The sequence below is a fragment of the Oscillospiraceae bacterium MB24-C1 genome (assembly GCA_030913685.1).
Lineage (GTDB): Bacteria > Bacillota > Clostridia > Oscillospirales > Ruminococcaceae > Yanshouia.
On record CP133187.1, the window covers coordinates 1,556,690 to 1,578,353 of the forward strand.

General features: G+C 49.4%; 27 protein-coding genes. 8 read left to right on the plus strand and 19 right to left on the minus strand.

Annotated elements, in window-relative coordinates; genetic code table 11:
- Window positions 1-99: 99 nt before the first annotated feature.
- On the minus strand, window positions 100-912 hold the full coding sequence (locus RBH76_07400; protein WMJ82566.1) for a hypothetical protein: 813 nt from the start codon (window positions 910-912) through the stop codon (window positions 100-102).
- A gap of 151 nt (window positions 913-1,063) precedes the next feature.
- On the opposite strand from RBH76_07400, the gene spoIID reads away from it, so the two are divergent.
- The 5 genes from spoIID to RBH76_07425 all read left to right on the plus strand — a co-directional run bounded on the left by spoIID (window position 1,064) and on the right by RBH76_07425 (window position 4,462).
- Window positions 1,064-2,155 (plus strand): stage II sporulation protein D, encoded by a 1,092-nt coding sequence (gene spoIID / locus RBH76_07405; protein WMJ82567.1) that lies wholly within the window; start codon window positions 1,064-1,066, stop codon window positions 2,153-2,155.
- 78 nt (window positions 2,156-2,233) lie between these two features.
- Window positions 2,234-2,482 (plus strand): hypothetical protein, encoded by a 249-nt coding sequence (locus RBH76_07410; GenBank protein ID WMJ82568.1) that lies wholly within the window; start codon window positions 2,234-2,236, stop codon window positions 2,480-2,482.
- Between the two features lie 3 nt (window positions 2,483-2,485).
- The gene (locus tag RBH76_07415) at window positions 2,486-2,932 is read left to right on the plus strand and encodes a hypothetical protein (protein ID WMJ82569.1); all 447 of its coding nucleotides are present in this window, start codon (window positions 2,486-2,488) and stop codon (window positions 2,930-2,932) included.
- Window positions 2,929-3,669: a hypothetical protein gene (locus RBH76_07420; GenBank protein ID WMJ82570.1), complete on the plus strand. Its 741-nt coding sequence runs from the start codon at window positions 2,929-2,931 to the stop codon at window positions 3,667-3,669. Before RBH76_07415 ends, RBH76_07420 begins: the two co-directional genes overlap by 4 nt.
- A 67-nt stretch (window positions 3,670-3,736) precedes the next feature.
- Window positions 3,737-4,462 carry a DUF975 family protein gene (locus RBH76_07425; GenBank protein WMJ82571.1) on the plus strand — a complete coding sequence of 242 codons (726 nt, stop codon included), beginning with the start codon at window positions 3,737-3,739 and terminating at the stop codon, window positions 4,460-4,462.
- 44 nt (window positions 4,463-4,506) lie between these two features.
- On the opposite strand, the gene RBH76_07430 is transcribed toward RBH76_07425, so the two are convergent.
- Together RBH76_07430 and RBH76_07435 are read right to left on the minus strand one after the other, a co-directional pair.
- Window positions 4,507-5,682, minus strand: a complete 1,176-nt coding sequence (locus RBH76_07430) for a DUF1015 domain-containing protein (GenBank protein ID WMJ82572.1) — start codon at window positions 5,680-5,682, stop codon at window positions 4,507-4,509.
- A 75-nt stretch (window positions 5,683-5,757) separates the two neighbouring features.
- Window positions 5,758-6,930, minus strand: coding sequence for a phosphoglycerate dehydrogenase (locus RBH76_07435; protein ID WMJ82573.1), 1,173 nt, complete (start codon window positions 6,928-6,930; stop codon window positions 5,758-5,760).
- 714 nt (window positions 6,931-7,644) lie between these two features.
- On the opposite strand from RBH76_07435, the gene RBH76_07440 reads away from it, so the two are divergent.
- Window positions 7,645-10,260 carry a diguanylate cyclase gene (locus tag RBH76_07440; protein ID WMJ82574.1) on the plus strand — a complete coding sequence of 872 codons (2,616 nt, stop codon included), beginning with the start codon at window positions 7,645-7,647 and terminating at the stop codon, window positions 10,258-10,260.
- A 127-nt stretch (window positions 10,261-10,387) separates the two neighbouring features.
- Here the strand turns inward: RBH76_07440 and fba are convergent, their stop codons facing one another.
- A complete protein-coding gene (fba, locus tag RBH76_07445) occupies window positions 10,388-11,323 on the minus strand; it encodes a class II fructose-1,6-bisphosphate aldolase (GenBank protein WMJ82575.1) in 936 nt (311 codons plus the stop codon).
- Between the two features lie 11 nt (window positions 11,324-11,334).
- Window positions 11,335-11,862: an NUDIX hydrolase gene (locus RBH76_07450; GenBank protein ID WMJ82576.1), complete on the minus strand. Its 528-nt coding sequence runs from the start codon at window positions 11,860-11,862 to the stop codon at window positions 11,335-11,337.
- Between the two features lie 122 nt (window positions 11,863-11,984).
- Between RBH76_07450 and RBH76_07455 the strand changes: the two genes are divergently transcribed.
- Complete coding sequence (locus RBH76_07455) at window positions 11,985-12,851, plus strand: FAD-dependent oxidoreductase (GenBank protein WMJ82577.1); 867 nt, start codon at window positions 11,985-11,987, stop codon at window positions 12,849-12,851.
- Complete coding sequence (fabG, locus tag RBH76_07460) at window positions 12,851-13,573, plus strand: 3-oxoacyl-ACP reductase FabG (GenBank protein WMJ82578.1); 723 nt, start codon at window positions 12,851-12,853, stop codon at window positions 13,571-13,573. The genes RBH76_07455 and fabG overlap by 1 nt, the downstream gene beginning before the upstream one ends.
- Before the next feature lie 625 nt (window positions 13,574-14,198).
- Here the strand turns inward: fabG and rplQ are convergent.
- The 14 genes from rplQ to rpsE form a co-directional block, all read right to left on the minus strand.
- A complete protein-coding gene (gene rplQ / locus RBH76_07465; GenBank protein WMJ82579.1) occupies window positions 14,199-14,540 on the minus strand; it encodes a 50S ribosomal protein L17 in 342 nt (113 codons plus the stop codon).
- A gap of 76 nt (window positions 14,541-14,616) precedes the next feature.
- The gene (locus tag RBH76_07470; protein WMJ82580.1) at window positions 14,617-15,573 is read right to left on the minus strand and encodes a DNA-directed RNA polymerase subunit alpha; all 957 of its coding nucleotides are present in this window, start codon (window positions 15,571-15,573) and stop codon (window positions 14,617-14,619) included.
- A gap of 67 nt (window positions 15,574-15,640) precedes the next feature.
- Window positions 15,641-16,237 carry a 30S ribosomal protein S4 gene (rpsD, locus tag RBH76_07475; GenBank protein ID WMJ82581.1) on the minus strand — a complete coding sequence of 199 codons (597 nt, stop codon included), beginning with the start codon at window positions 16,235-16,237 and terminating at the stop codon, window positions 15,641-15,643.
- Between the two features lie 26 nt (window positions 16,238-16,263).
- Window positions 16,264-16,668 carry a 30S ribosomal protein S11 gene (rpsK, locus tag RBH76_07480; protein ID WMJ82582.1) on the minus strand — a complete coding sequence of 135 codons (405 nt, stop codon included), beginning with the start codon at window positions 16,666-16,668 and terminating at the stop codon, window positions 16,264-16,266.
- A gap of 17 nt (window positions 16,669-16,685) precedes the next feature.
- The gene (gene rpsM / locus RBH76_07485; protein WMJ82583.1) at window positions 16,686-17,054 is read right to left on the minus strand and encodes a 30S ribosomal protein S13; all 369 of its coding nucleotides are present in this window, start codon (window positions 17,052-17,054) and stop codon (window positions 16,686-16,688) included.
- A gap of 33 nt (window positions 17,055-17,087) precedes the next feature.
- Complete coding sequence (rpmJ, locus tag RBH76_07490) at window positions 17,088-17,201, minus strand: 50S ribosomal protein L36 (GenBank protein ID WMJ82584.1); 114 nt, start codon at window positions 17,199-17,201, stop codon at window positions 17,088-17,090.
- 98 nt (window positions 17,202-17,299) lie between these two features.
- The gene (gene infA / locus RBH76_07495) at window positions 17,300-17,518 is read right to left on the minus strand and encodes a translation initiation factor IF-1 (GenBank protein ID WMJ82585.1); all 219 of its coding nucleotides are present in this window, start codon (window positions 17,516-17,518) and stop codon (window positions 17,300-17,302) included.
- The gene (locus RBH76_07500; protein ID WMJ82586.1) at window positions 17,505-17,774 is read right to left on the minus strand and encodes a KOW domain-containing RNA-binding protein; all 270 of its coding nucleotides are present in this window, start codon (window positions 17,772-17,774) and stop codon (window positions 17,505-17,507) included. Before RBH76_07500 ends, infA begins: the two co-directional genes overlap by 14 nt.
- Before the next feature lie 11 nt (window positions 17,775-17,785).
- Window positions 17,786-18,532, minus strand: coding sequence for a type I methionyl aminopeptidase (map, locus tag RBH76_07505; protein WMJ85216.1), 747 nt, complete (start codon window positions 18,530-18,532; stop codon window positions 17,786-17,788).
- Between the two features lie 2 nt (window positions 18,533-18,534).
- On the minus strand, window positions 18,535-19,179 hold the full coding sequence (locus RBH76_07510) for an adenylate kinase (GenBank protein WMJ82587.1): 645 nt from the start codon (window positions 19,177-19,179) through the stop codon (window positions 18,535-18,537).
- Window positions 19,180-19,201: 22 nt separating this feature from the next.
- Entirely contained in the window at window positions 19,202-20,497 is a 1,296-nt protein-coding gene (gene secY / locus RBH76_07515) for a preprotein translocase subunit SecY (protein WMJ82588.1), read from the minus strand.
- Between the two features lies 1 nt (window position 20,498).
- Window positions 20,499-20,939, minus strand: a complete 441-nt coding sequence (gene rplO / locus RBH76_07520; protein WMJ82589.1) for a 50S ribosomal protein L15 — start codon at window positions 20,937-20,939, stop codon at window positions 20,499-20,501.
- A 19-nt stretch (window positions 20,940-20,958) separates the two neighbouring features.
- Complete coding sequence (gene rpmD / locus RBH76_07525) at window positions 20,959-21,138, minus strand: 50S ribosomal protein L30 (protein WMJ82590.1); 180 nt, start codon at window positions 21,136-21,138, stop codon at window positions 20,959-20,961.
- 13 nt (window positions 21,139-21,151) lie between these two features.
- Window positions 21,152-21,652, minus strand: coding sequence for a 30S ribosomal protein S5 (rpsE, locus tag RBH76_07530; protein ID WMJ82591.1), 501 nt, complete (start codon window positions 21,650-21,652; stop codon window positions 21,152-21,154).
- Window positions 21,653-21,664: the final 12 nt, after the last annotated feature.

Consider the following 21,664-nt stretch of genomic DNA (forward strand, 5'->3'; position numbering starts at 1 on the left):
TCTACTCCTTTTAAGTAAAATAACTTAACAGCTAGGGGCGGCATCGTGAAAACGATGCCGCCCCTTTAACGCGTTGCAAATCTTATGGCGCCAACTGATTTAATTGTTTCCACAGCAGATCAACGAACCCGAAACCACCAACGCGTAGAGTGTCAGTGCCGCGATGATTAATATTTGTAGCACAGGCGGGCCAGAAATATCGCCGCCCAATACCATCATCCCAGCTAACTGTCCGACGATCAGAACCAGCCCAAAGTGAGCTGCGAGCAAGCCCCAGAGTACGCAAATTCGCCGACTTTTTGGGATACCAGCCATGCAGCGGGTATTCGCCAGCAAAAACAGTGTGGCAAACACGAGATACATCGTCTCGATAAACTGGTCAGAAACTGTATTAACCTGCCGGAACGAAATATAACGTTCCACCATGCTAATGGCCTGCCAGATCACCATTGGAAGCGCCAGCATGCCTTGAATGCCAGAACGCTTAAACCCACTATAAAAGCAAAAGGCCAGATACAAAAAGGCCATACCGGCCACCAGACCCAAAACATTCTCAATAATCAACAACCATCTAGGCAAACGGTTGATAACAAGTTCCGCCGGGTCTATTGCCAGCGCTGTCATCAGCTTTGGAACGCTAGTTGCCGCAATAGTTGACCCTAATACAGCCGCTGCCAGCTCAAGCGGCCGATTGCCCCTAAGTGTCGCAGTGTCTGCTCCATCTGCCCGTAGTGTACTCACGGTCACCGCCAAGGTGGTTAACAACACCACCGTCGCAAAGCCGTAAACCAACAAACCGCCGCCCAAATAAAATCCGCTTTCGGTATCAATGTATAATGTCTTCAACAGAATGCGCAGCAAAGCGGCTATCAATGTCCCACCTAAAAATATCTTGATGCTCTTTTTATACAAACGCTTTTCATCGCCTTTCTTTTGCGCAGCTTTGATTCGGGGCCAAAGAGGTCAAAACATATTTACCGGCCTGTCCGCATAAGCTGACAATAGGAATATTTTATCCCATCCTATTGTCAAAGTCAATAAAGCCAAAAGAAAGGGATGTCCTATGCGGGCCACAATATTTTTTTTAGTGCTGCTGACGCTGCTAACCGTCGCCATCCCCTTTGTCGCTTCGCTATCGGGGCAGGGGGATATTTTATCTTTTTCTGAGAGCGTTCCTGCTTCGGAACCTGCATCGGTATCGGCTGTCTCTTCGATGGCTGAAAGCGTGTCGGAGAGCGAAAGCAACCCTTCCTCCGCCGTGACAACCGTCGCGCCCTCTGATGCCGACCTTGAGGCGCGCAAGTCCTTTAAGATTTTTGACCGCACAACTAAAAAAGTATTCAAGGTGGACGCAGCCGAATATATCCGCGGGGCGGTCGCCTCTGAGATGCCTGCTACTTTTCATCAGCAAGCGCTGACCGCTCAGGCCATCGCTGCGCATACGTGGGCGCTTTACAGCGCACATCGGCAGGCTGAGACCCCCGACCCAACACTCAAGGGCGCCGATTTTTCCGCTGACCCTGAGCGTCTGGAAGGCTACATCACTAAGGAGCGTTTTTTTGAGCGCTACGGCGAAAGCGCCGAACTGTTTTGGCCAAAAATCTGCGACGCCGCCGATTATGCCTTGACCCGCATTGTAACCTATAACGGTAAACCCGCGCTGACCGCCTATCACTCCACCAGCGCAGGGCAAACCGAAGCCTCCGACAATGTGTGGACGGTATCACTACCCTATCTAGTACCGGTAGAAAGTGACGGCGATCTGCTTGCACCTGATTATAAGGTGACCGAGACCTACGACAAAAAGACCATGAAGCTGCTGCTAATGCAGGCTTTTTCCGATGTAACGCTCGACGATGACACCCCCGAAAAGTGGATTGTTCCGCTGGAAACGTCCGATTCAGGCTATGTAACACTCGCTAAAGTTGGCGATCTCGAGGTACACGGGCAAGCCGTGCGCAACGCATTGAGTCTGCGTTCTGGCTGCTTTGAAATCTCCTATCAAGGTGGAACCTTTTCTGTCGAGACCCTTGGCTATGGTCACGGTGTGGGAATGAGCCAATACGGCGCCGATTTTATGGCTCGTCAAGGCAATACCTGTGAAGAGATTTTGCTACATTATTACCCCAATACCGAAATCAAAACAGTATCATAACTGCATCTGGTGGCATATGATACGACATAACCCTTTTTGTATTTTCATATGATTAAACTGTAAGGTGGTGAAATTGCTTTGAACATGCCATCCAATATTCCTCCCGCACAACTGGACGCCATGCTGAAAATGGCGGGCCAGAAGCTTGGACGCGACCCGCAAACGCTTAAGGATCAGTTGGAAAAAGGAAATCTTGACCAGCTGGGTATCAACGCACAGCAACAGCAGCAAATCGGACAGCTGCTAAAAAACCCGCAGGCGCTTTCTCAATTTTTAGAGCAGCCGCAGATTAAGCAGATGCTAAACCAGTTGATGAAAGGCAGATAAACCATGGATGACCTCGCCTCGATGATCACACAATTTTTGAGCAGCGAAGAAGGAATGAATCAGCTGCGTTCGGTCACTGCCGCACTAGGGCTTCCCGACCCTGGGTCGGCTGGGCCGCAGGCCGGCCAAAACAGCTTTGTACCACCACAGACCGGCAACGCATCCCCGAACAGCGGTGGCATTCCTTTCTTCTCCTCCGAATCGTCATCATCGCAGGCAGGTGCTCCCCCTCTCGATTTAAACACCCTGATGCTGATGCAGCGGGCCATCTCGGCACTGAACCAAGACGACCGAAATACCGAGCTGCTGCGCGCTTTAAAACCACATTTTTCTGATGAGCGTGCTAAAAAAGTCGATGATGCCATTCGAATTCTTCAGCTAATCCGTCTGCTTCCGCTTGTCAAGGAGTTGGGTTTGTTCAATCGTCTGAAGGGCGGTGACAATAAATGATCATCAGCCAGTTTCCCGATTCCCAAACGCTGACCATGCAGCAGGAAGCACTCAAGCGCGTACGCGACATGCAGCTACGGGCTAGACAGTCGGTGGAGCAGTCCAATGCGTTCCCAGATCAGACCGCTCCGTCTCAGCCATCTGGTCCGTCAGCAAAACCCCATCCCCAGTTTCAGGCTCAGCCAACCCATCCGTCTGGGGTGCAGCAGCAATTCCAGCAGCAAGCGCCACTTGGACGCTCACCCCAGCAAAATATGCCGCCGCAAAATAATATGCAGCAAGATCCGCCCCAGCAAAGCCAACCGCAGCAAAACATGTCTTCTCAGGGTAATATGCAGCAGGGGCCACAGCGGCAACCCGGCTTTTCACCGTCTAATAATATTCTTTCGCATCTCTTTGGCGGTGGACGCCAATCCGGTCCGCAAAATCAGAGCAACGCCTCGTCCCCAGGTGGGCAAAGAGGCTATTCACAGGGTGGAAATCAAAATGCGCCGCGCTCCGGTGGATCTGGGCTTTTGGATCTGTTGCGAAGACAGGGGCTGGGCGATTCGTTCAGCGGGCTGGGCGAAACGCTTCAAAGTACCATTTCATCGGTTTCAGAGCCTCTTTCCGGCCTGTTGGAGGGCTTTGGCATAGACGGCGAAAAACTGGTAATTTTACTTGTCATGTGGGCCATTTTTAACGAGCATAAAGATAACAAAATGCTGCTGATGGCACTGGGTTATCTGCTGCTGTAAACCATCTATCTTGCCGTAGATGACATTTTGTGTTAAAATAAGTGAAATGTCAACGAGGTGATGCACAATGTGGAACAGCTCCCAGTTAAAAGAAAATGCCAAAGCGGTTCTGAGGGTTTCTTATTGGAAAGCTTTTTTGGTCAGCCTGATTTCGGTACTTGTTTCAAGCCAAGACATCTTTTCATTTAATTATAACCAAAGCGATTTTAACGGCCTTTCACAGGGCATTGAACCGTTTTTGACATTACCGGTTATAACAATGCTTTTTGGAACGTTTTTTTCGTTAACAATTGCCTCGTCATTAATCTCTATTTTTGTTCTTGGCCCGCTTGAAGTGGGTACCCAACATTATTTCCTTGAATCAACTCAAATGCGTTTTCGATTGGAAAACATCACGCGTGGCTTTACCGGCGGAAGATATCGCAATGTTGTCATGACAATGCTACTGCGCAATATTTATATCTTTCTGTGGTCCCTTTTGCTACTTATCCCCGGTATTATTAAGTCTTATTCTTACGCTATGGTGCCCTTTTTGCTGGCGGAAAATCCCGGCATACCACCGAGCCGTGCGATCGAAATGTCCATGGCAATGACCGACGGACATAAATGGCGTATGTTTGTTTTAACTCTCTCGTTTATTGGGTGGTTTCTACTTGGTATGCTCGCGATGGTTATCGGTGTCCTGTTTGTGGTCCCCTATTATGACACAACGCAAGCAGAGCTTTATGTTGCACTGCGTGCCATTGCCCTTGACAAAGGTATTATCACCCTTTCTGATCTAGAGACCCATTAACAACGACTTAAAGGCCTGCCGAAAATTTCGGCAGGCCTTTTGCTTTATTTTATTTTACGGCATTCGAGGTAATAGCGCTTGTCACGCGCTTCACCCATCGAAAAGCTTTTGCGCACAAACGCACCTTTTTGGCGCACTACCGCAAAAAGCGAGTCGCGGTCAAATTCGGGAAAAACAATAGCCAACCGGTCGGGTTTATCGCCTAATTCGCGGCATTCTTGTTCACCGTGTATATATTCTAGTTCCGCCTCTGGATGTGCCTTCAGCCATTCATCCAGCTTGGGTTGCAACATCTGGGCATCTGGTGGATTAGCTGCGTTAAAGCCCAACTCGCGCTGGACAGCGTCAGGGTCCACATTGTAAAGCAATCGGTGAATCGGCTCAAAAGTCAACGCCGGGTCATAGAGGTTCACCAGCTCCGCCAACGCATAGCGAGCGGGATGGTTTTCGCGCTCCTTAGGTGAAAGGGTGGGCTTAATCGCATCCCAACAGGCCTTGGCAGCCGCAAAGGAGTGGTTACCATCTCCCATAGCAAACAGAAAATTATCGCCGCCCTGCAATTTAAGTTCCTTTAATATGCGGGCAATCTCCAGCACTATCTTTGGGGCGTCAACGCGATAGCCCTCGCTGTGTCCGCCATCCTTCATCAGTGTAAAATCGTACAGACATTCCATCGTCTCTACCTGCTCAGCCAGAAGGCTCATTAACCGGTTTTCGTGGTCGTCGATAAGTACCATAATATGCGGCGTTTCAAGCGGGGCACCGCTACGTATTTTAATACGCGGAGGAAGTCGGTCGACAATGGTGCCTTCGGTGGCGCGTATCATCGATTTTGCGTCCTTGGTGTAATCATACTGTTCTAAGTCCAACGCCACTACAAGCCCCTGACGAACGCCGGCACTGGTTCTTCGACGCAGGTAGATAAAAGTCTCACCGATATCCACCAGCAAATGCTTTTCAAGGTACTGGCGCATGGTGGTGTTTATGCGGTCTATGGCATCATCATTATTATCAGCGAGGTAAACCTCTGGCAGTGTAATACGCAGCGTTGAGCATACATCCCCCACAATATTCTCCACATCCTGCCAGTACTCGGGTTGCGCCGTAAACTGATCGCAGGCTATGACTGAAAAACGGTGCAGATCGACGCTATCGGCTGGCAAAAGGATATTTGGCAATGAAACGCCAACCTCTGCTAAAGCCTGTTTGCAAAGTTCCATAAAGCGTAAAGCCCCTTTCTTTAAACGCAATGAGGCCCCGTCGAATGACATGACAGGGGCCTTAAGTACCATCTTTTATGACAGAACACGCACCCTAATCACACCTTTGATCGCGCAAAGCCGCTCGAGGCAGGCTGCGTCCGGCTCGCTGGCCAAATCCATCAGCGTATAGGCCCATTCGCCACGGCTGGAGTTGACCATGTGCTCAATGTTGTGTCCGGCATCGGCCAGCACCGCGGTCATCTGGCCCACCATGTTCTTAATATTGCGGTTTATCACCGCCAAGCGGTATCCACCCATGCGTGGCAACTCGCAATGGGGCAGATTGACGGAATTGATGATGTTGCCGTCCTCGAGGTAGCTGCGCAGCTGCTGCGCCGCCATCTGGGCACAGTTTTCTTCAGACTCGGGGGTGGAAGCACCAAGATGCGGAGTGGCGATAACGCCCTTAACACCAAGCACTTTGTCGTCGGGAAAATCGGTAACATAGTGGCGCAGATGCCCGGATTCCAGCGCCTTAATCAGCGCAGCGTCGTCCACCAGCCCGCCGCGGGCAAAGTTTAATAGTACCGAGCCGGGCTTCATAGCGGCCATTTCCGCTTCGCCGATCATGCCGCGAGTTTTGTCGTTAAGCGGCAGATGCAACGTAATATAATCACAGTTTGCAAAAATTTCGCTGAGGTTCTTAACGTGAATAATCGATCGGGTCAGGCTCCATGCTGCCTCCACCGAAAGATAGGGGTCATAACCCATAACCTGCATGCTAAGACCCTTGTCTGCAGCGTTTGCCACCATAACACCGATTGCACCAAGGCCGATAACGCCGAGTTTTTTACCAGCCAGCTCAGGACCTACAAATTGCTTTTTTCCCTTTTCGACCTGTTTTTCAATATCTTCAGGCTTCTCATCATAGAGCTGCTCCAGCCACTGTACGCCAGAAATCACCTGGCGGCCACATAAAAGCATACCGCACAACACCAGTTCCTTTACCGCATTGGCATTTGCACCAGGGGTGTTAAAAACGACGATGCCCTGTTCGGTGCAGCGCTCTACTGGAATGTTGTTATAACCGGCACCCGCTCTAGCGATTGCCAGCAGCCCTTCGGGCAGTTCGACCTCCTGCATATCAGCCGAACGCACCAGCACAGCATCGTACTGCTTGGTACTGTCAGAAACAGTATATTGTTCCTCGTTTAGCTCCTGGTGAATTACGCCTGAAATTTTATTTAAAGTTTTTATGGTAAACATTTTTATGTTATCTCCCTTTAATGCGTTTTTAATGTATAAATACGTTTTTTAGTATGTTTTGAATTTTTATGCTGTACCCTAGCAGATCTCATTTAGAGCGTCAAGATCGATAGCGCGTCCCCACAATATAACACCCTACGTTGATACCACTGCTATGTTTACATCCAACATTGCAGGTCAACAAAAAACTCCAGGTTGTCATTTTGGTAGTACAATACGCGCAATCCATAGCAAAAAATCCTCCCGCTTTTTAAAATGCGTAAATTATTACTGGGGTGATTATTGTGCCATTATAACGAAATCGACCAAATAATTCAATAGATGCCTTAATTATCAGCGTTATTGACAAAGGCTGCAACAAATACATCCCTTTGATTGGATAACGCTTTTTAGCTTGTTTTTCTATAACTCAAATATATTGTCAAATTCAGTTTCCCTTTCCTTATCAAACCGTTTTCTTTTTAACAGCATCTTAGAATTTTCAGAAAAAACAGTGACTTTTGAAGCGACCCATTGTATAATATTAAGGAATATCTTGTTATATATTATATTTATATCTTCCTTTTATTTGGGGAATTTAATTTTTTGCATGATATTGATTCTGTAATTAGTTAATGGCACTTAGATAATACTGCCTTCCATCAATAAATAGCAATATATCCCTAGGCGCTTTAAGGGTTATGCTTTTATAAAAGAAAGCGAGGTGATACTTCAATGCCCTTTTTACAGATTTTTTTCTGGGCGATGCCCATTGTTGCCACGGCTAGTCATATGCTGCTGCTGGTTATCTTCTTAACTTCCAAACGTGACAAGGCCATGCAATATTATACCTTTTTTCTGGCGTCTTTGGCAGTCTGGTCAGGTGCAGCTGTCTTGATGCGACTTGAGCTTTGGCCCGGTGTTTTATTCTGGATACGCGCCTTGCACTTCGGAACGCTGTTATCGTCTCTTTTTGCGTACTATCTGGTGGATTACTATACCGCTTCCCCCTCACGAATTGCCAATATGTTCTGGAATGCCGCCGTGGCTTTCATGCTAATTACAAACTGTTTGGGGTTGTTGATAAGCCAAGCTCATATTATTAAACTACCCTCTATCAACGGTCATCCGTATTATGCTTTATCCTATACGCTGGGGCCAATGGCTGGCTGGGTGGTTTTAATCTCGGGTGCTCTGGCTGTCTGCATTTTTTACAAGGCTTTTTATTATCGCATGCAACAGGGCGTGCAGTCGGCTCCTATTCGATGGCTGGTGATCGCAATTGGCATAGGCTATGTAGGCGCCTTCAGCAATATTTTTCTGGAATTTGGGCAGTACCCCTTTGATATACTTTGCTGCACTACATCGGCCTTTATAATCTTTTTTGCTATTTTTAAAAACCGTACAGCCGAGATGCGCTTTATGGTGGTACGAGGGATTACTTTTTCAGCCCTCTTTCTTTTGGCGGCCACTCTTTATACAGGCCTGTTATGGCTATTGAAAAAAGGTTTGTCCGCTTACCAAGCCCCCTCTTATCTCTTTGTATCTCTCTCCGCTCTAATTGCGGCAGCGCTGTTTCAGCCGGTGATTATTTTTATTCGCTCGTTGGTGGATCGGTTGTTTTATCAGTTAGCTTTTCAGCGTGGTAACACTCTTCGTGCCTTTACCTTTAGCAATGTAAGCGGCCTGAACCTATCAGATCTTTCGATGCAATTGCTCGAGGCCGCAGAAAAAGCAATGACCGCCAAACACGCTTGCCTTCTGTTCCCAGATTATGAAACAGGAATCTACCGACCTTTTTCTTCCACCATGCCATTAACAACCAAGGACATAGAAATCAGTGCGCACAGCCCAATAATACACTGGGTAAACCAAAATAGTGACTGCCTGGATATTAACACCTTCCACTGCGCACCTGCATTTAGAGCCCTTTGGGAAAAGGAAAGACAGGCCCTTGGTCATTGGGACATTCAGGTTGCAGTGCCCATAAAATGCCGGGGCGTGCTAATTGGCCTGATTTTGCTTACTTCGAAACAGGATAACGCCGCTTATACTGTGGAAGATTTCCACCTGCTTAAAGATTTTGGTGCTTCGACCGCGGCAGCTATCGATAATGCTTATAATAACCGCTGTGCTCAACCGCGAGCTACTACAGACGATCTAACCGGACTTTATAATACGCGCTATCTTTATCAATATCTGCCCACAGTTGTGACGCGCAAAAGCGGTAAGCCCGTGTCTGTTATTATTATTGATGTTGATTTTTTTCGGGTCTATAACGATCTTTATGGCCACTTGGAGGGCGATAAAGCCCTACGTAGAATCGCGGCTTTGATTAAGACGACTATCGGGCAGCGCGGAATTTGCACACGTTATGGGGGCGAGGAATTTACCGTTGTGTTACCCGATTATAATTCGGCAAGCGCTTTTAAAATCGCCGAAAAAATCCGCACCAAGGTACAGCAAATGTTTTTTGGCACTTCACAGCATGATCGGCGTTTTCTTTCAGTCAGCATCGGTATGTGCACCTATCCAACGGCTGCGCCAAGCCAGGAAGAACTGATGATGCGTGCTGATTTAGCACTGTTTTCCGCTAAAAATTCTGGGAAAAACAAGACGGTGGTTTATAGCTCGAAGCTTTCTGCCAAGGAAAAAAAGAGTCTTAAAGATTTTAGCGATGCTACCCCCGATGCCTTAATTGCATCATTAAATATGCACAGCGGCTCCACCGGCCCAGCGTATACCGCAACGCTTTACGCGCTGACTGCTGCCATCGACACCAAGGATCGGTTTACTTTCAGTCATTCGCAAAACGTAGCGCGCTTTGCTTCGGCACTGGCGACAAAACTGGGTATGGATCCGATGCATGTATCGGTTATTACCGAAGCGGGTCTGTTACACGATATTGGTAAAATTGGCATTCCGGAACAAATCTTAGCTAAGCCCGAACCGCTAACGAAGCAGGAATATGCCATTATGCAGCAACATGTGGATATGTCTATTGCGATTGTCAAACATTTACCCTCGCTTAATTACGTGGTGCCTGCCATTATGGCTCATCACGAGCGCTGGGACGGCCAGGGCTATCCGCGCGGGTTAAAAGGGGATCAGATTCCTATTTCTGCCCGCTGTTTAGCAATCGCTGACTGCTTTGACGCCATTATCTCAAAACGGCCCTATAAAGATGCGCTACCGGTGGAAATGGCACTCAAGGAAATTGAGGCCTGCGCCGGAACCCATTTTGATCCTCAAATTGCCGCGACCTTTGTGGCTCTCGTGCGCAGCGGTGAACTCAATGTTTCAGAGAATAACAACTTGCCGCCCATCGTACTCAGACCCGGCGCAGTGTAATAGTGTGCCGCTGAGTGAGTCGGTTTTGCTTTTTTGGCTGCTAGATTAAATTTCCTTATCGCATAAGAGGGGGTGCTGCGGATATTATCCGCAGCACCCCCTGAGTAATTTACCATATTTGTATTTTCTATGCTTTTCCAGCGCAGCCCAGCACAGCCTGCATCTTATGCGCGACCACTTCTCGCACTGCGTCTCTGGCGGGAATGAGGTATTGTCTGGGATCAAAGTGATCCGGATGCTCCGCAATATGCTTTCTGACCGCGGCGGTCATCGCCAAGCGAATGTCGGAGTCAATATTAATTTTACAGACCGCCATCTTTGCCGCCTCGCGCAGCATATCTTCAGGAATTCCGACAGCACCGGGCATCTGCCCGCCGTAGCGATTGACAATCTCAACATACTCCTGCATCACAGAAGAAGCGCCATGTAGTACAATCGGGAAACCGGGTAAACGCCGCCCCACTTCTTTGAGGATATCAAAGCGCAGCTGCGGCTTCTGGCCGGGCTTAAACTTATAGGCACCGTGGCTGGTGCCGATGGCAATGGCCAGTGAGTCAACACCGGTTTTGGTCACAAACTCTTCAACCTGCGCGGGATCGGTGTAGGAGGAATCGGCCTCCGAGACATTTACGTCATCCTCAATACCGGCCAGCCGACCAAGCTCGCCTTCAACGGTGACGCCCTTGGCATGGGCATATTCCACCACCTGACGGGTCAGCTTTATGTTATCCTCAAAGCTATGCTTTGAACCGTCGATCATCACCGATGTAAAGCCACCGTCAATGCAGTCCTTACAGATTTCAAAGCTGTCACCGTGGTCTAAATGCAGCGCAATGTCCAGCCCGGTGTCGGCAACCGCTGCTTCGACCAACTTCATCAGATAAATATGCTTGGCATATTTGCGCGCCCCGGCCGAAACCTGAAGAATCAACGGGGCCTTCTGTACCATTGCCGCCTCGGTTATGCCCTGAATAATCTCCATGTTGTTCACGTTGAACGCGCCGATCGCATAGCCACCTGCATATGCCTTTTTAAACATTTCAGTTGTGTTGACCAATGCCATAATTACCTCTCCTAACGCATATTTTTTATTTTTAAAATTCCTATCTGTGTTTTACTGTCTAAAATTTCGTCATCTATAACCATGCGCACTGCCTCATCAAAATCAACATGCTCAACTGAGAGAATTTCGTCCTCATCCAGCTGTTGCTGTACGGGGGTTAGCCCCTCTGCATAGTATAGGTGCACCATTTCTACGTCGTAGGCCGCGGCGGGGTACACCCGGCCCAGAAGCGTTAATTTTTCTGCTTTATAGCCTGTTTCTTCCTGCAATTCACGCATTGCGCATTGCAGTGGTGTTTCACCGGGGTCAATCTTACCGGCAGGCAACTCAAGTAGTTCCTGCCCAACAGGGTACCGATATTGCCGAACCATCAAGAGCTTCCCTTGCTCATCAAATGCCACTATACCTGCGGCTCCTTGATGATCGATAACCTCGCGCACCGCCTCCCGCCCATTTTCAAGCAAGATACGATCGACACGCAGGCTTAAAATTCGCCCGTCATAAATTCTTTGACTGCTCAGCTGTTTTTCTTCCGCCATGGCTCGGCCCCCTTTTATATTACCCCTATTCTACCGTTTTCTTAAATAAAAATCAATTGATCTTGGCATTCTATGACTTTTTCGTTTATAATAGAATAAAGAAGTTGAAAGAGGTGCAAACAATGCTGGATACAGCAATTATCGGTTATGGTCCGGCGGGAATCTCCGCCGCACTTTATCTTCGCCGCGCAAACAAGACCGTGGTGCTTATCGGCAAGGACGCCGGGGCGCTTCAAAAAGCCGAAAAAATCGAAAACTATTTTGGACTTTCCGTACCGATAGCCGGCTCTGACTTGGCCGCTATCGGCATTGATCAGGCAAAAGCGCTGGGCGCTGATATTATCAGCGACGAGGTGCTTGATCTCTCATGGGATGGCTCTTTTAACATAACCTGTAAAAACAGCCAATATCAAGCTTCTTCGGTCATTTTGGCGACCGGGTCGGCGCGAAAAACGTTGCCAATTACGGGGCTGGCAGACCATGAGGGACGCGGCATCAGCTACTGCGCTGTCTGTGACGCGTTTTTTTATCGCGGTAAGACTGTCGGCGTACTGGGCGACGGGAGCTATGCGCTGCATGAAGTCAACAGCCTGCTTCCTGTAGTGGAGAAGGTCGTGCTTCTGACTAATGGCGCCGCAATCCCCGACGAGTTACCTGAAAATGTTACTGCAATTACCGATCCTGTCACGGAGATTTTTGGCGAGTCGGCTGTGGAGGGCGTTAAGCTTAAAAATGGTGAAGTACAGGAACTTTCCGGAGTGTTTATTGCGCTGGGCAGCGCCACCGCGGGGGATTTTGCCCGCAAGATCGGTGCTGAGCTTAAAGATGGTCGCATCGTTACCGACAGCGAGATGCAGACCGCGGTGCCAGGCCTTTTTGCCGCCGGCGACTGCATCGGTGGCCTGATGCAAGTGGCTACCGCTGTCTCTGAAGGGGCGCAGGCTGCTATGAGTGCGCTGAAGTTTTTACGTGAAAGGGCCAAAGGATAATGAATCCAACTGTTTTAATCACTGGTGGTTCGCGTGGAATAGGCGCTCAGACAGTCAAGACTTTTTACCACAACGGTTATAACGTTGCATTTTGCTATCATAATGCCGAACATGCAGCGCACCAGCTCAGCACGTCACTGCCTGGTGTTATGCCCATTAAGGCTAATCTAGCCGATGCTCACCAGATTGAAGCAATGGTGCAGCAGGTGCTTTGCGCTTTTGGGCACGTCGACGTATTGGTTTTGAACGCAGGCATTTCTCTGCAAAAGTTGCTGCCTGACACTACCTGTGAAGAGTGGGATGATCTTTTTGCGATCAACCTGCGTGCCATGTTTTTGTGTTGCCGGGCAATATTGCCTGCCATGATTGCTAAAAAGTCAGGTTCAATTGTCACAGTGTCTTCCATTTGGGGCCAATCCGGTGCTTCCTGCGAGGTCGCCTATTCCGCAAGTAAAGCTGGGGTTATCGGTTTTACCAAGGCGCTAGCCAAGGAAGTTGGACCTTCAAATATTCGGGTCAACTGTGTGGCGCCTGGCGTTATAGATACTGATATGAATGCAGCACTGTCTTTAGAAGATATTTCCTGCCTAAGAGAGGAAACCCCTCTAGGGTGTATTGGTACCGCTGAACAGGTGGCGCAGGCCATTTTCGCTCTCGCCTCGCCAAGTGCCGCTTTTATCACCGGACAAGTACTGGGGGTTAACGGCGGTTTGGTTATATAACAGCATAAGTATTTTGATCAATACTTACCTAATATTAAAAAGAAACTTATTTTAATAAACAAATTATCTTATAGTAAAAGGGCAGCTTCGGAGTATACTCCGAAGCTGCCCTTTCTTTTGAGAGATTCCCTACACAGAAGCTTATGATGCAAGCATCATGGCACCCATAAACGCCCCCGAGCAAGCATAAAATACTACATAGATAATAATGCTGGCATAGTCCACTTAATAAGTGAACTTGCTTTTTTAGGGGTAGTTCCCTTCATGGTGAAATATAAAATAATACCAACAAGCGGAATCAAGAAGGCCAGGATATTTAAGCTGATACTCGGCTTATCCTCGGGGTTCAAGCCATCATCGGTTGTTGCTACCCCGCAGTAAATACAAACTACTGCCTTTCATCAATTTCCTTGCGACAATTTTTGTAAAACATCTCAGATCCTCCAATGTCAATTTACCAAAAGGTCTACAAAAGCTATCTTTTGTCTAACACGCAGTTTTTCTAGCAAAATATACTGCTATTATATAATTTTTGGTATGATTTGCAAATATCAAGAGAACATTTATTCCGCTTTTGTCATTAAAAAAACCGTACTGAAAAACAGCACGGTTTTTATCGGTATAATTACACCAATTCAATAATCGCCATTTCGGCCGCGTCACCGCGACGGGGGCCGGTACGGATAATACGGCAGTAGCCACCGTTGGTATCCTTGTACTTGGGAGCGATATCATCAATGACCTTCTTTGCCACCGTTTCTTTAGTGATAAAGGAGAACACCTGACGCTTGGAATGGAGATCGCCACGCTTTGCAGTGGTAACAATCTTTTCCGCTGCGGCGCGAACCTCCTTGGCACGGGTAACGGTGGTCTCAATGCGACCGTTCTCCATCAGATAGGTCACCATTGCCCGCAGCATCGCCATGCGGTGAGCGCTGGTTCTGCCGAGTTTTCTTGTGCCTGGCATAGTTTATTCACTCCTTGCTATAAGGTTGTTTTTACATGAGGCAATAATTGCCGCCGTAAAGAAAAGCGGCTCGCTGTTATTCCTCTTCCCTGCTCAAGTCAAAGCCCAAAGACTGAAGCTTGGCGATGACTTCTTCAAGGGATTTCTTACCGAGGTTTCTGACCTTCATCATTTCCTCGGGGGATTTGTTGACCAAATCGCCTACGGTGTTGACCCCTGCGCGTTTGAGGCAGTTGAATGCACGCACCGACAGGTCAAGCTCTTCAATTGTCATCTCAAGTGCCTTTTCCTTGCCCGAATCTTCCTTCTTTTCAAGGATTTCGGTCGAGAAGGTCTCATCAGAAAGATCCACAAAGTGGTTGAGTTGTCGATTGAGGATCTTGGCCGCCAGACTGACCCCTTCCTTCGCGGAAATGGTGCCGTCCGTCCACACCTCTATAGTGAGTTTGTCATAGTCGGTGATCTGCTCGACGCGGGTGTTTTCAACCGTGTAGTTCACCTTGAGCACCGGCGTGTAAATGCTGTCTACCGCAATGGTGCCAATAGGCGCTTTTTCCAGCTCGGTGACCTTATTGCGGTCAGCCGGGACATACCCCTGGCCCTTTTGCAGCACAATTTCCATGGACAAGCGTCCGCCTTCGCTGATAGAAGCGATGTGCATATCGGGATCGAGAATCTCAACGTCGGAATCACAAATAATGCTTCCGGCCGTAACCTCACACTCGCCCTCTGCGTCGATGCGAACCGTCTTGGGGCCGTCGCAATAGAGCTTTGCAGTCAGCCCCTTGATGTTGAGGATAATCTCGGTAACATCCTCTTTAACACCCTCTACCGTAGAAAACTCATGCTGTATGCCGTCAATTTTCACCGAAATTACAGCTACGCCGGGAAGCGAGGAGAGAAGCACACGTCTTAAGCTGTTGCCCAACGTGGTTCCGAAACCGCGATCCAGCGGTTCAGCGACAAACTTTCCGTAACGGCCATCATTAGATATTTGTGCGGTTTCAACCTTGGGCTCAATAATTTTAACCATAATAACCCTCCCTTTCGAGCGGCATCATGCCGCCTCTGTCGTTCCCCTGCTGATTGACAAAAAGGGATTACTTAGAGTAAAGCTCGACGATGAGATGTTCAGAAACCTCATAATCAATCTCTTCACGATCGGGCAGCGAAACAATGGTGCCGGAGAAGTTCGCGGCATCCTTGCTCAGCCACTTGGGAACCAGCCACTTGGCGTTGTTCTCAAGGATATCCTTGAACTTGACCGAAGAACGGCTCTTTTCACGGATAGCAATAACCTCGCCAGGCTTAACAAGATACGAGGGGATATCCACCTTCGCACCGTTGACCGAAAAATGGCCGTGGCCGATCAGCTGTCTGGCCTCGCGGCGGGTGTTGGCATAGCCAAGACGGAACACCACGTTATCCAGACGGCGCTCGAGCAGCTGCAGCAACACCTCACCGGTAATGCCACTGGACTTATTGGCCATCAGGTAATATCTATAGAACTGCTTCTCAAGCACACCGTAGATGAACTTGAGCTTCTGCTTCTCGTTGAGCTGCAGTGCATATTCGCTCTGCTTCTTACGCATGTTCTGCTTCTGGTTGCGATGAGTCTCCTTGTGGATGCCCATGACAGCCGGAGCGATTTTGAGCGTCTTGCATCTCTTGAGAACAGGTTGCTTGTTAGTAGCCATCAATCAATTCCTCCTTTATTCGATGATTAGACGCGTCTTCTCTTGGGAGGGCGGCATCCGTTATGGGGGATCGGGGTAACGTCCTTGATCAGGCTGACTTCAAGTCCTGCTGCCTGAAGCGCGCGGATAGCAGCCTCACGACCCGAACCGGGGCCCTTAACATAGACTTCAACAGTCTTCAAACCGTGCTCCATTGCAGCCTTTGCAGCGGTCTCCGCAGCAGTCTGCGCAGCAAACGGGGTAGATTTTCTCGAGCCTCTAAAGCCCAGGCCACCTGAAGATGCCCACGACAGCGCATTACCCTGAGTATCGGTAATGGTGACGATGGTGTTGTTAAAGGTGGACTGGATGTGCGCTGCACCACGCTCAATATTCTTGCGCTCGCGGCGACGAGTACGGGTAACAGCGCCCTTTTTAGTCTGCTTTGCCATCTAAATGTGTCCCTCCCTTACTTCTTCTTGTTGGCAATGGTCCTCTTGGGACCCTTGCGGGTACGGGCATTGGTCTTGGAACGCTGTCCACGGACCGGTAGGCCCTTTCTGTGACGAACACCGCGATAGCATCCGATTTCAACAAGACGCTTAATGTCCAGATGAACGCGGCCGCGAAGGTCGCCTTCTACCGTGAGGTTCTTATCGATATACTCACGCAGCGCAGCCTCGTCGGCTTCGGTGAGATCTTTAACGCGGGTGTCGGGATTGATTCCGGTTGCCTTGAGAATGTCGTTGGCGGTTTTACGACCGATACCAAAGATATAGGTCAGACCGATTTCAACGCGTTTCTCGCGCGGCATGTCAATACCAGCTATACGAGCCATTCTTTGTACACCTCCATTGTTTTTCGGTTGGCGTTAGCCCTGACGCTGTTTGTGCTTGGGGTTTTCGCAGATCACCATAATGCGACCCTTGCGCTTGATAACCTTGCACTTTTCACACATGGGCTTAACGGAAGGTCTTACTTTCATGATAAATACCTCCATTCTAGGGAGCAGCCTAAATTAAGAATTAGAATTACTTATGGGCGAGTTGCCGCTCAGAAACCGCCACACAAGATAAGATTACACTATTTGGATCTCCAAGTAATCCGGCCTTTGGTAAGATCATAAGGAGAAATCTCCATCGTGACCTTGTCGCCGGGGAGGATCCGGATAAAGTTCATGCGCAGCTTGCCAGAAATATGTGCGAGAAGCTTGTGCCCCCCCTGAATTTCTACAACAAACTGGGCATTGGGCAGGGCTTCTTTTACGATGCCCTCCACCTCAATGACGTCATCCTTTGCCAAGGTCATTCCCCTCCTTGTCACAATTCGCGGCAAACGCGCGAAGTGCACACTTAAGCTTTCGGTCGGTCATCATGCAGTTGTCAGATAGTTTTGCTGTGGTTACGGCCAAATGCTTTCTTCGCTTGCGCTTTGGTCGCGCTAACGGTCGGCTTTTGCCATTTACAATCAGGGCAAAATCCCCTTCAACCGAGAGCACAGCAAACCATTGGTCAGCGTCGCGTCCCGCAAGGGCCTTTACCACCATGCCTGGGCACATATCAAGCCACCTCATAGCCTTGTGAGAATGACCGGCCCGTCGGGGGTAATGGCGACGGTGTGCTCAAAGTGCGCCGAGAGCGAATGATCTCTGGTCACAACCGTCCAGTCATTATCCAAAACCCTAACAGCCCATGCGCCTGCGTTGATCATCGGCTCAATGGCAATCACCATACCGGCCGCTAATCTGACGCCGTGACCCGGTTTGCCATAGTTTGGCACCTCGGGTGCCTCATGAAGATCCTTGCCAACGCCGTGCCCGACATACTCTCTCACAACTGAATAGCCCAGCGGCTCCACCGTATTTTGCACCGCGGCCGAAATATCTCCGACGCGGTTGCCTACAACCGCCTGCGCGATGCCATTTTCAAGCGCCTTCTGGGTTCCATCCAACAGCGCCTGAGTCTGTGGTGAAATTTCGCCACACGCAAAGGTGTAGGCCGAGTCGCCGTGGTAGCCGCCGATTTTAGCGCCAACGTCAATGCTCACAATGTCGCCTTCGCAGATTACTCTGTCATCGGGTATACCGTGAATGACCTCGTCGTTGACCGAGATGCAGGCGGAGGCGGGAAACCCGCCATAGCCCAGAAACGAAGGCTTTGCCCCACATCTCACAATATAATCGTGGATGACACGATCGACCTGCCGGGTTGTAATGCCAGGCCTGATTGCTGCGCCGCCCGCGTGCAGTGCCGCTGCCGTAATGGCGCCGGCCTTTCGCATCAGCTGCAGCTCTTCTTTGGTTTTAAGGATTACCATCATCAGTCAACTCCAAGCACAGAAAGGATTTCGGCAGTCACCTTATCCATTTCCATTGTGGCATCTATAGTTGTCAAGATGCCATGGTCGCGGTAGTAGTCTACCAGCGGTTCGGTCTGCTCATGATAAACCTCAAGACGCTTGAGCACCATTTCAGGCGCGTCATCATTTCTGATGCAAAGCGCGCCGCTGCATTTATCGCAGACACCCTCTTCTTTAGGGGGATTGTTTGCGATGTGATACGGCGTTCCACATCTGGTGCAGATACGTCTGCCGGTCATACGGGCGATGATCTCCTCATCGGTGATCTCAAGTTTAATAACTGCGTCAACCTTGCCGCCCATCTCTTCAAATTCCTGAGCCTGCACAACAGTGCGCGGGAATCCATCCAGAATATAGCACTCTCTGCCATCCGGCTGCTTAAGCCGGCTAAGATGATTAGCCACCATCTCGACGACCAATTCATCGGGTACTAGCTTACCATGCTCGGTATAAGACTGAAAGCGTTTGCCCAATTCCGACCCGCTGTTGATCGCTTCGCGGATGATGTTGCCAGTTCCAATAATCGGAATTTTCAACTTCTTAGAAACGATTTCTGCCTGCGTACCCTTACCGGCACCAGGGGCGCCAAGTAATATCATTTTCATGGTTGCTACATGCCTCCACTCATTATTCGAGGAAACCTTTATAATGGCGCATCATCATCTGGCTCTCAAGCTGACGCACAGTGTCGAGCGCAACTCCTACAATAATGATTACCGAGGTTCCGCCCAATGAAATATTCATTCTAGTCAAAGCGCCTACGCCGATTGGCGCAGTAGCGATAAGTGCCAAGAACAAGCCGCCCAGGAAGGTGGTCTTGCCAACAATCTTCGCGATATAATCAGAGGTCGGCTTGCCCGGGCGGATGCCGGGAACCGTTCCGCTGTTCTTGCGCAGATTATTGGATATTTCAATGGGGTTATACTGAATCGCAACATAAAAATAGTTAAAGCCAATAATCAGTATAAAATAAAGGACTGCGTACAACAGGGTGTTGTAGTTAAACAGCGACAAGAATCTCCCTAAAAAGGAATCGGGCGCAGCGTTTACAAACCCGTTGATAGTCGAGGGAATTGCAAGGATGGTCGAAGCAAAGATGATGGGAAGAACGCCCGACATATTCACCTTGATCGGGATGAAGGTCGTCTGTCCGCCATACTGCTTGCGGCCTACAATTCTCTTTGCGTACTGAACAGTGATGCGACGCTCCGCATTGGTCATCACAATGATAAAAGCGATGACAAACAGGAACATGACGAAAACAAGCGGTACGCTGAAGAAATAGAAAGTGTAGCCATCGATCGCATATTTGATATACTCCACCATCGTGTTGAGCACAGCACCGCCGCGCGACACAATGCCGATAAAGAGTATCATCGAAATACCGTTGCCGATACCGCGTGCATCGATGCGCTCGCCCAAAAATACAACCAACATCGCGCCTGCAGTAAAGCAGAGCACAATAATGACGCGAGCGAAGTAATACTGCCAACCACTAAAAGACTCAATCGCACCCTGAGCGTTTAAGAGCGTCATATACGCATACGCCTGAAGCAGTGCTAAGCCAAGCGTGGTGTAGCGGGTGATTCTCGCCAGTCTACGCTTTCCTTCTTCACCCTCTTTGGCCAGATTCTCAAGGTAGGGAATGGCCACGGTGAGAAGCTGAATCACGATTGAAGCCGTGATATAAGGAGAAATCGAAAGGGCAAACAGCGTGCTGCGCGAGAAAGCGCCGCCAGTGAGAACGTCGAGATAACCGAAAATACCACCGGTAGCCGACACCATCTGCCCAAGCGCTGTCGGGTCAAGAAAGGGCACCGGAATCTGTGAGCCCACACGCGACAGCATTAAAATGAAAAGTGTGAAGAGAAGTTTTTTTCTGAGATCCTCAATTTTCCAAGCGTTTCTGAGGGTTTCCAGCATGTTACTTCACCTCAGCCTTTCCTCCCGCTGCCTCAATCTTTTCCTTGGCGGTTGCGGAGAAAGCAGTTGCAACCACGGTGAGTTTACGATTGAGCTCGCCTCTGCCCAGGATTTTGATTCCGTCGCGGGTATTCTTAACGATGCCGGCCTTTGAAATGGCCTCGGCGTCTACGACCGCGCCGTCTTCAAAACGGTTGAGAACATCCACGTTGATAGAAATATATTCTTTTGCAAAGATGTTGTTGAAACCTCTCTTGGGAATACGTCTCTGAAGGGGCATCTGGCCACCTTCAAAACCGGGGCGAACACCGCCACCGGAACGGGCCTTCTGACCCTTGTGCCCCTTGCCCGCAGTCTTGCCGTTGCCGGAGCCGGGACCTCTGCCCTTGCGGAATGCATCCTTAACAGAGCCGGGCGCCGGGGATAACTCATGCAGTTTCATAATAGCTTGCACCTCCTTGTTATGCCTCGGTCCAAGCGACTAAGTGAGAGATCTTGTTGATCTTACCTCTGGTTGCCGCGTTGTCAGGCTGAATAGTTTCATTGCCGATCTTGTGAAGACCGAGTGCTTCGGCGGTGGCAATCTGGTCCTTTTTAGAACCTGCGAGGCTCTTGACCAGCTTTACTTTGATGTTAGCCATATCCACTAACCTCCTAGCCCAAGATCTCGTCAACGCTCTTGCCGCGAATAGCAGCAACTTCGTCGACGTTGCGGAGCGACCGCAGTCCGTTAATAGTAGCGGTCACAACATTGCAGGGGTTGTTGGAGCGCTGGCACTTCGTTCTGATGTCCTTAATGCCTGCAATTTCAAGCACTGCGCGCACGGGGCCGCCTGCGATAACGCCGGTACCCTGTGGGGCAGGGAGCATCAGCACAGAACCTGCGCCGAACCTTCCGATAACCTCATGAGGAATAGTGGTTCCTCTGAGGGAAATTTTAAACAAGTTTTTCTTGGCATCCTCAATACCCTTGCGAATCGCATCGGGGACTTCGCCGGCCTTTCCAAGACCGTAGCCGACAGTGCCGTTTCCGTCACCGACAACAACCAGCGCGGCGAATTTGAAGATTCGACCACCCTTAACCGTCTTAGAAACACGGTTGATGGCGACAACTCTCTCAGTGAGTTCTAATGCCGTTGCGTCTATACGAGCCAATCCTATCCCTCC

What these genes read in the sequence shown, in the direction of transcription:
- spoIID (WMJ82567.1), top strand. Translation starts at nt 1,064, where the DNA reads ATGCGGGCCACAATATTTTTTTTAGTGCTGCTGACGCTGCTAACCGTC.
- RBH76_07415 (WMJ82569.1), top strand. Translation starts at nt 2,486, where the DNA reads ATGGATGACCTCGCCTCGATGATCACACAATTTTTGAGCAGCGAAGAA.
- RBH76_07420 (WMJ82570.1), top strand. Translation starts at nt 2,929, where the DNA reads ATGATCATCAGCCAGTTTCCCGATTCCCAAACGCTGACCATGCAGCAG.
- RBH76_07425 (WMJ82571.1), top strand. Translation starts at nt 3,737, where the DNA reads ATGTGGAACAGCTCCCAGTTAAAAGAAAATGCCAAAGCGGTTCTGAGG.
- RBH76_07430 (WMJ82572.1), bottom strand. Translation starts at nt 5,682, where the DNA reads ATGGAACTTTGCAAACAGGCTTTAGCAGAGGTTGGCGTTTCATTGCCA.
- RBH76_07435 (WMJ82573.1), bottom strand. Translation starts at nt 6,930, where the DNA reads ATGTTTACCATAAAAACTTTAAATAAAATTTCAGGCGTAATTCACCAG.
- RBH76_07440 (WMJ82574.1), top strand. Translation starts at nt 7,645, where the DNA reads ATGCCCTTTTTACAGATTTTTTTCTGGGCGATGCCCATTGTTGCCACG.
- fba (WMJ82575.1), bottom strand. Translation starts at nt 11,323, where the DNA reads ATGGCATTGGTCAACACAACTGAAATGTTTAAAAAGGCATATGCAGGT.
- RBH76_07450 (WMJ82576.1), bottom strand. Translation starts at nt 11,862, where the DNA reads ATGGCGGAAGAAAAACAGCTGAGCAGTCAAAGAATTTATGACGGGCGA.
- RBH76_07455 (WMJ82577.1), top strand. Translation starts at nt 11,985, where the DNA reads ATGCTGGATACAGCAATTATCGGTTATGGTCCGGCGGGAATCTCCGCC.
- fabG (WMJ82578.1), top strand. Translation starts at nt 12,851, where the DNA reads ATGAATCCAACTGTTTTAATCACTGGTGGTTCGCGTGGAATAGGCGCT.
- rplQ (WMJ82579.1), bottom strand. Translation starts at nt 14,540, where the DNA reads ATGCCAGGCACAAGAAAACTCGGCAGAACCAGCGCTCACCGCATGGCG.
- RBH76_07470 (WMJ82580.1), bottom strand. Translation starts at nt 15,573, where the DNA reads ATGGTTAAAATTATTGAGCCCAAGGTTGAAACCGCACAAATATCTAAT.
- rpsD (WMJ82581.1), bottom strand. Translation starts at nt 16,237, where the DNA reads ATGGCTACTAACAAGCAACCTGTTCTCAAGAGATGCAAGACGCTCAAA.
- rpsK (WMJ82582.1), bottom strand. Translation starts at nt 16,668, where the DNA reads ATGGCAAAGCAGACTAAAAAGGGCGCTGTTACCCGTACTCGTCGCCGC.
- rpsM (WMJ82583.1), bottom strand. Translation starts at nt 17,054, where the DNA reads ATGGCTCGTATAGCTGGTATTGACATGCCGCGCGAGAAACGCGTTGAA.
- rpmJ (WMJ82584.1), bottom strand. Translation starts at nt 17,201, where the DNA reads ATGAAAGTAAGACCTTCCGTTAAGCCCATGTGTGAAAAGTGCAAGGTT.
- RBH76_07500 (WMJ82586.1), bottom strand. Translation starts at nt 17,774, where the DNA reads ATGTGCCCAGGCATGGTGGTAAAGGCCCTTGCGGGACGCGACGCTGAC.
- map (WMJ85216.1), bottom strand. Translation starts at nt 18,532, where the DNA reads ATGGTAATCCTTAAAACCAAAGAAGAGCTGCAGCTGATGCGAAAGGCC.
- RBH76_07510 (WMJ82587.1), bottom strand. Translation starts at nt 19,179, where the DNA reads ATGAAAATGATATTACTTGGCGCCCCTGGTGCCGGTAAGGGTACGCAG.
- secY (WMJ82588.1), bottom strand. Translation starts at nt 20,497, where the DNA reads ATGCTGGAAACCCTCAGAAACGCTTGGAAAATTGAGGATCTCAGAAAA.
- rplO (WMJ82589.1), bottom strand. Translation starts at nt 20,939, where the DNA reads ATGAAACTGCATGAGTTATCCCCGGCGCCCGGCTCTGTTAAGGATGCA.
- rpmD (WMJ82590.1), bottom strand. Translation starts at nt 21,138, where the DNA reads ATGGCTAACATCAAAGTAAAGCTGGTCAAGAGCCTCGCAGGTTCTAAA.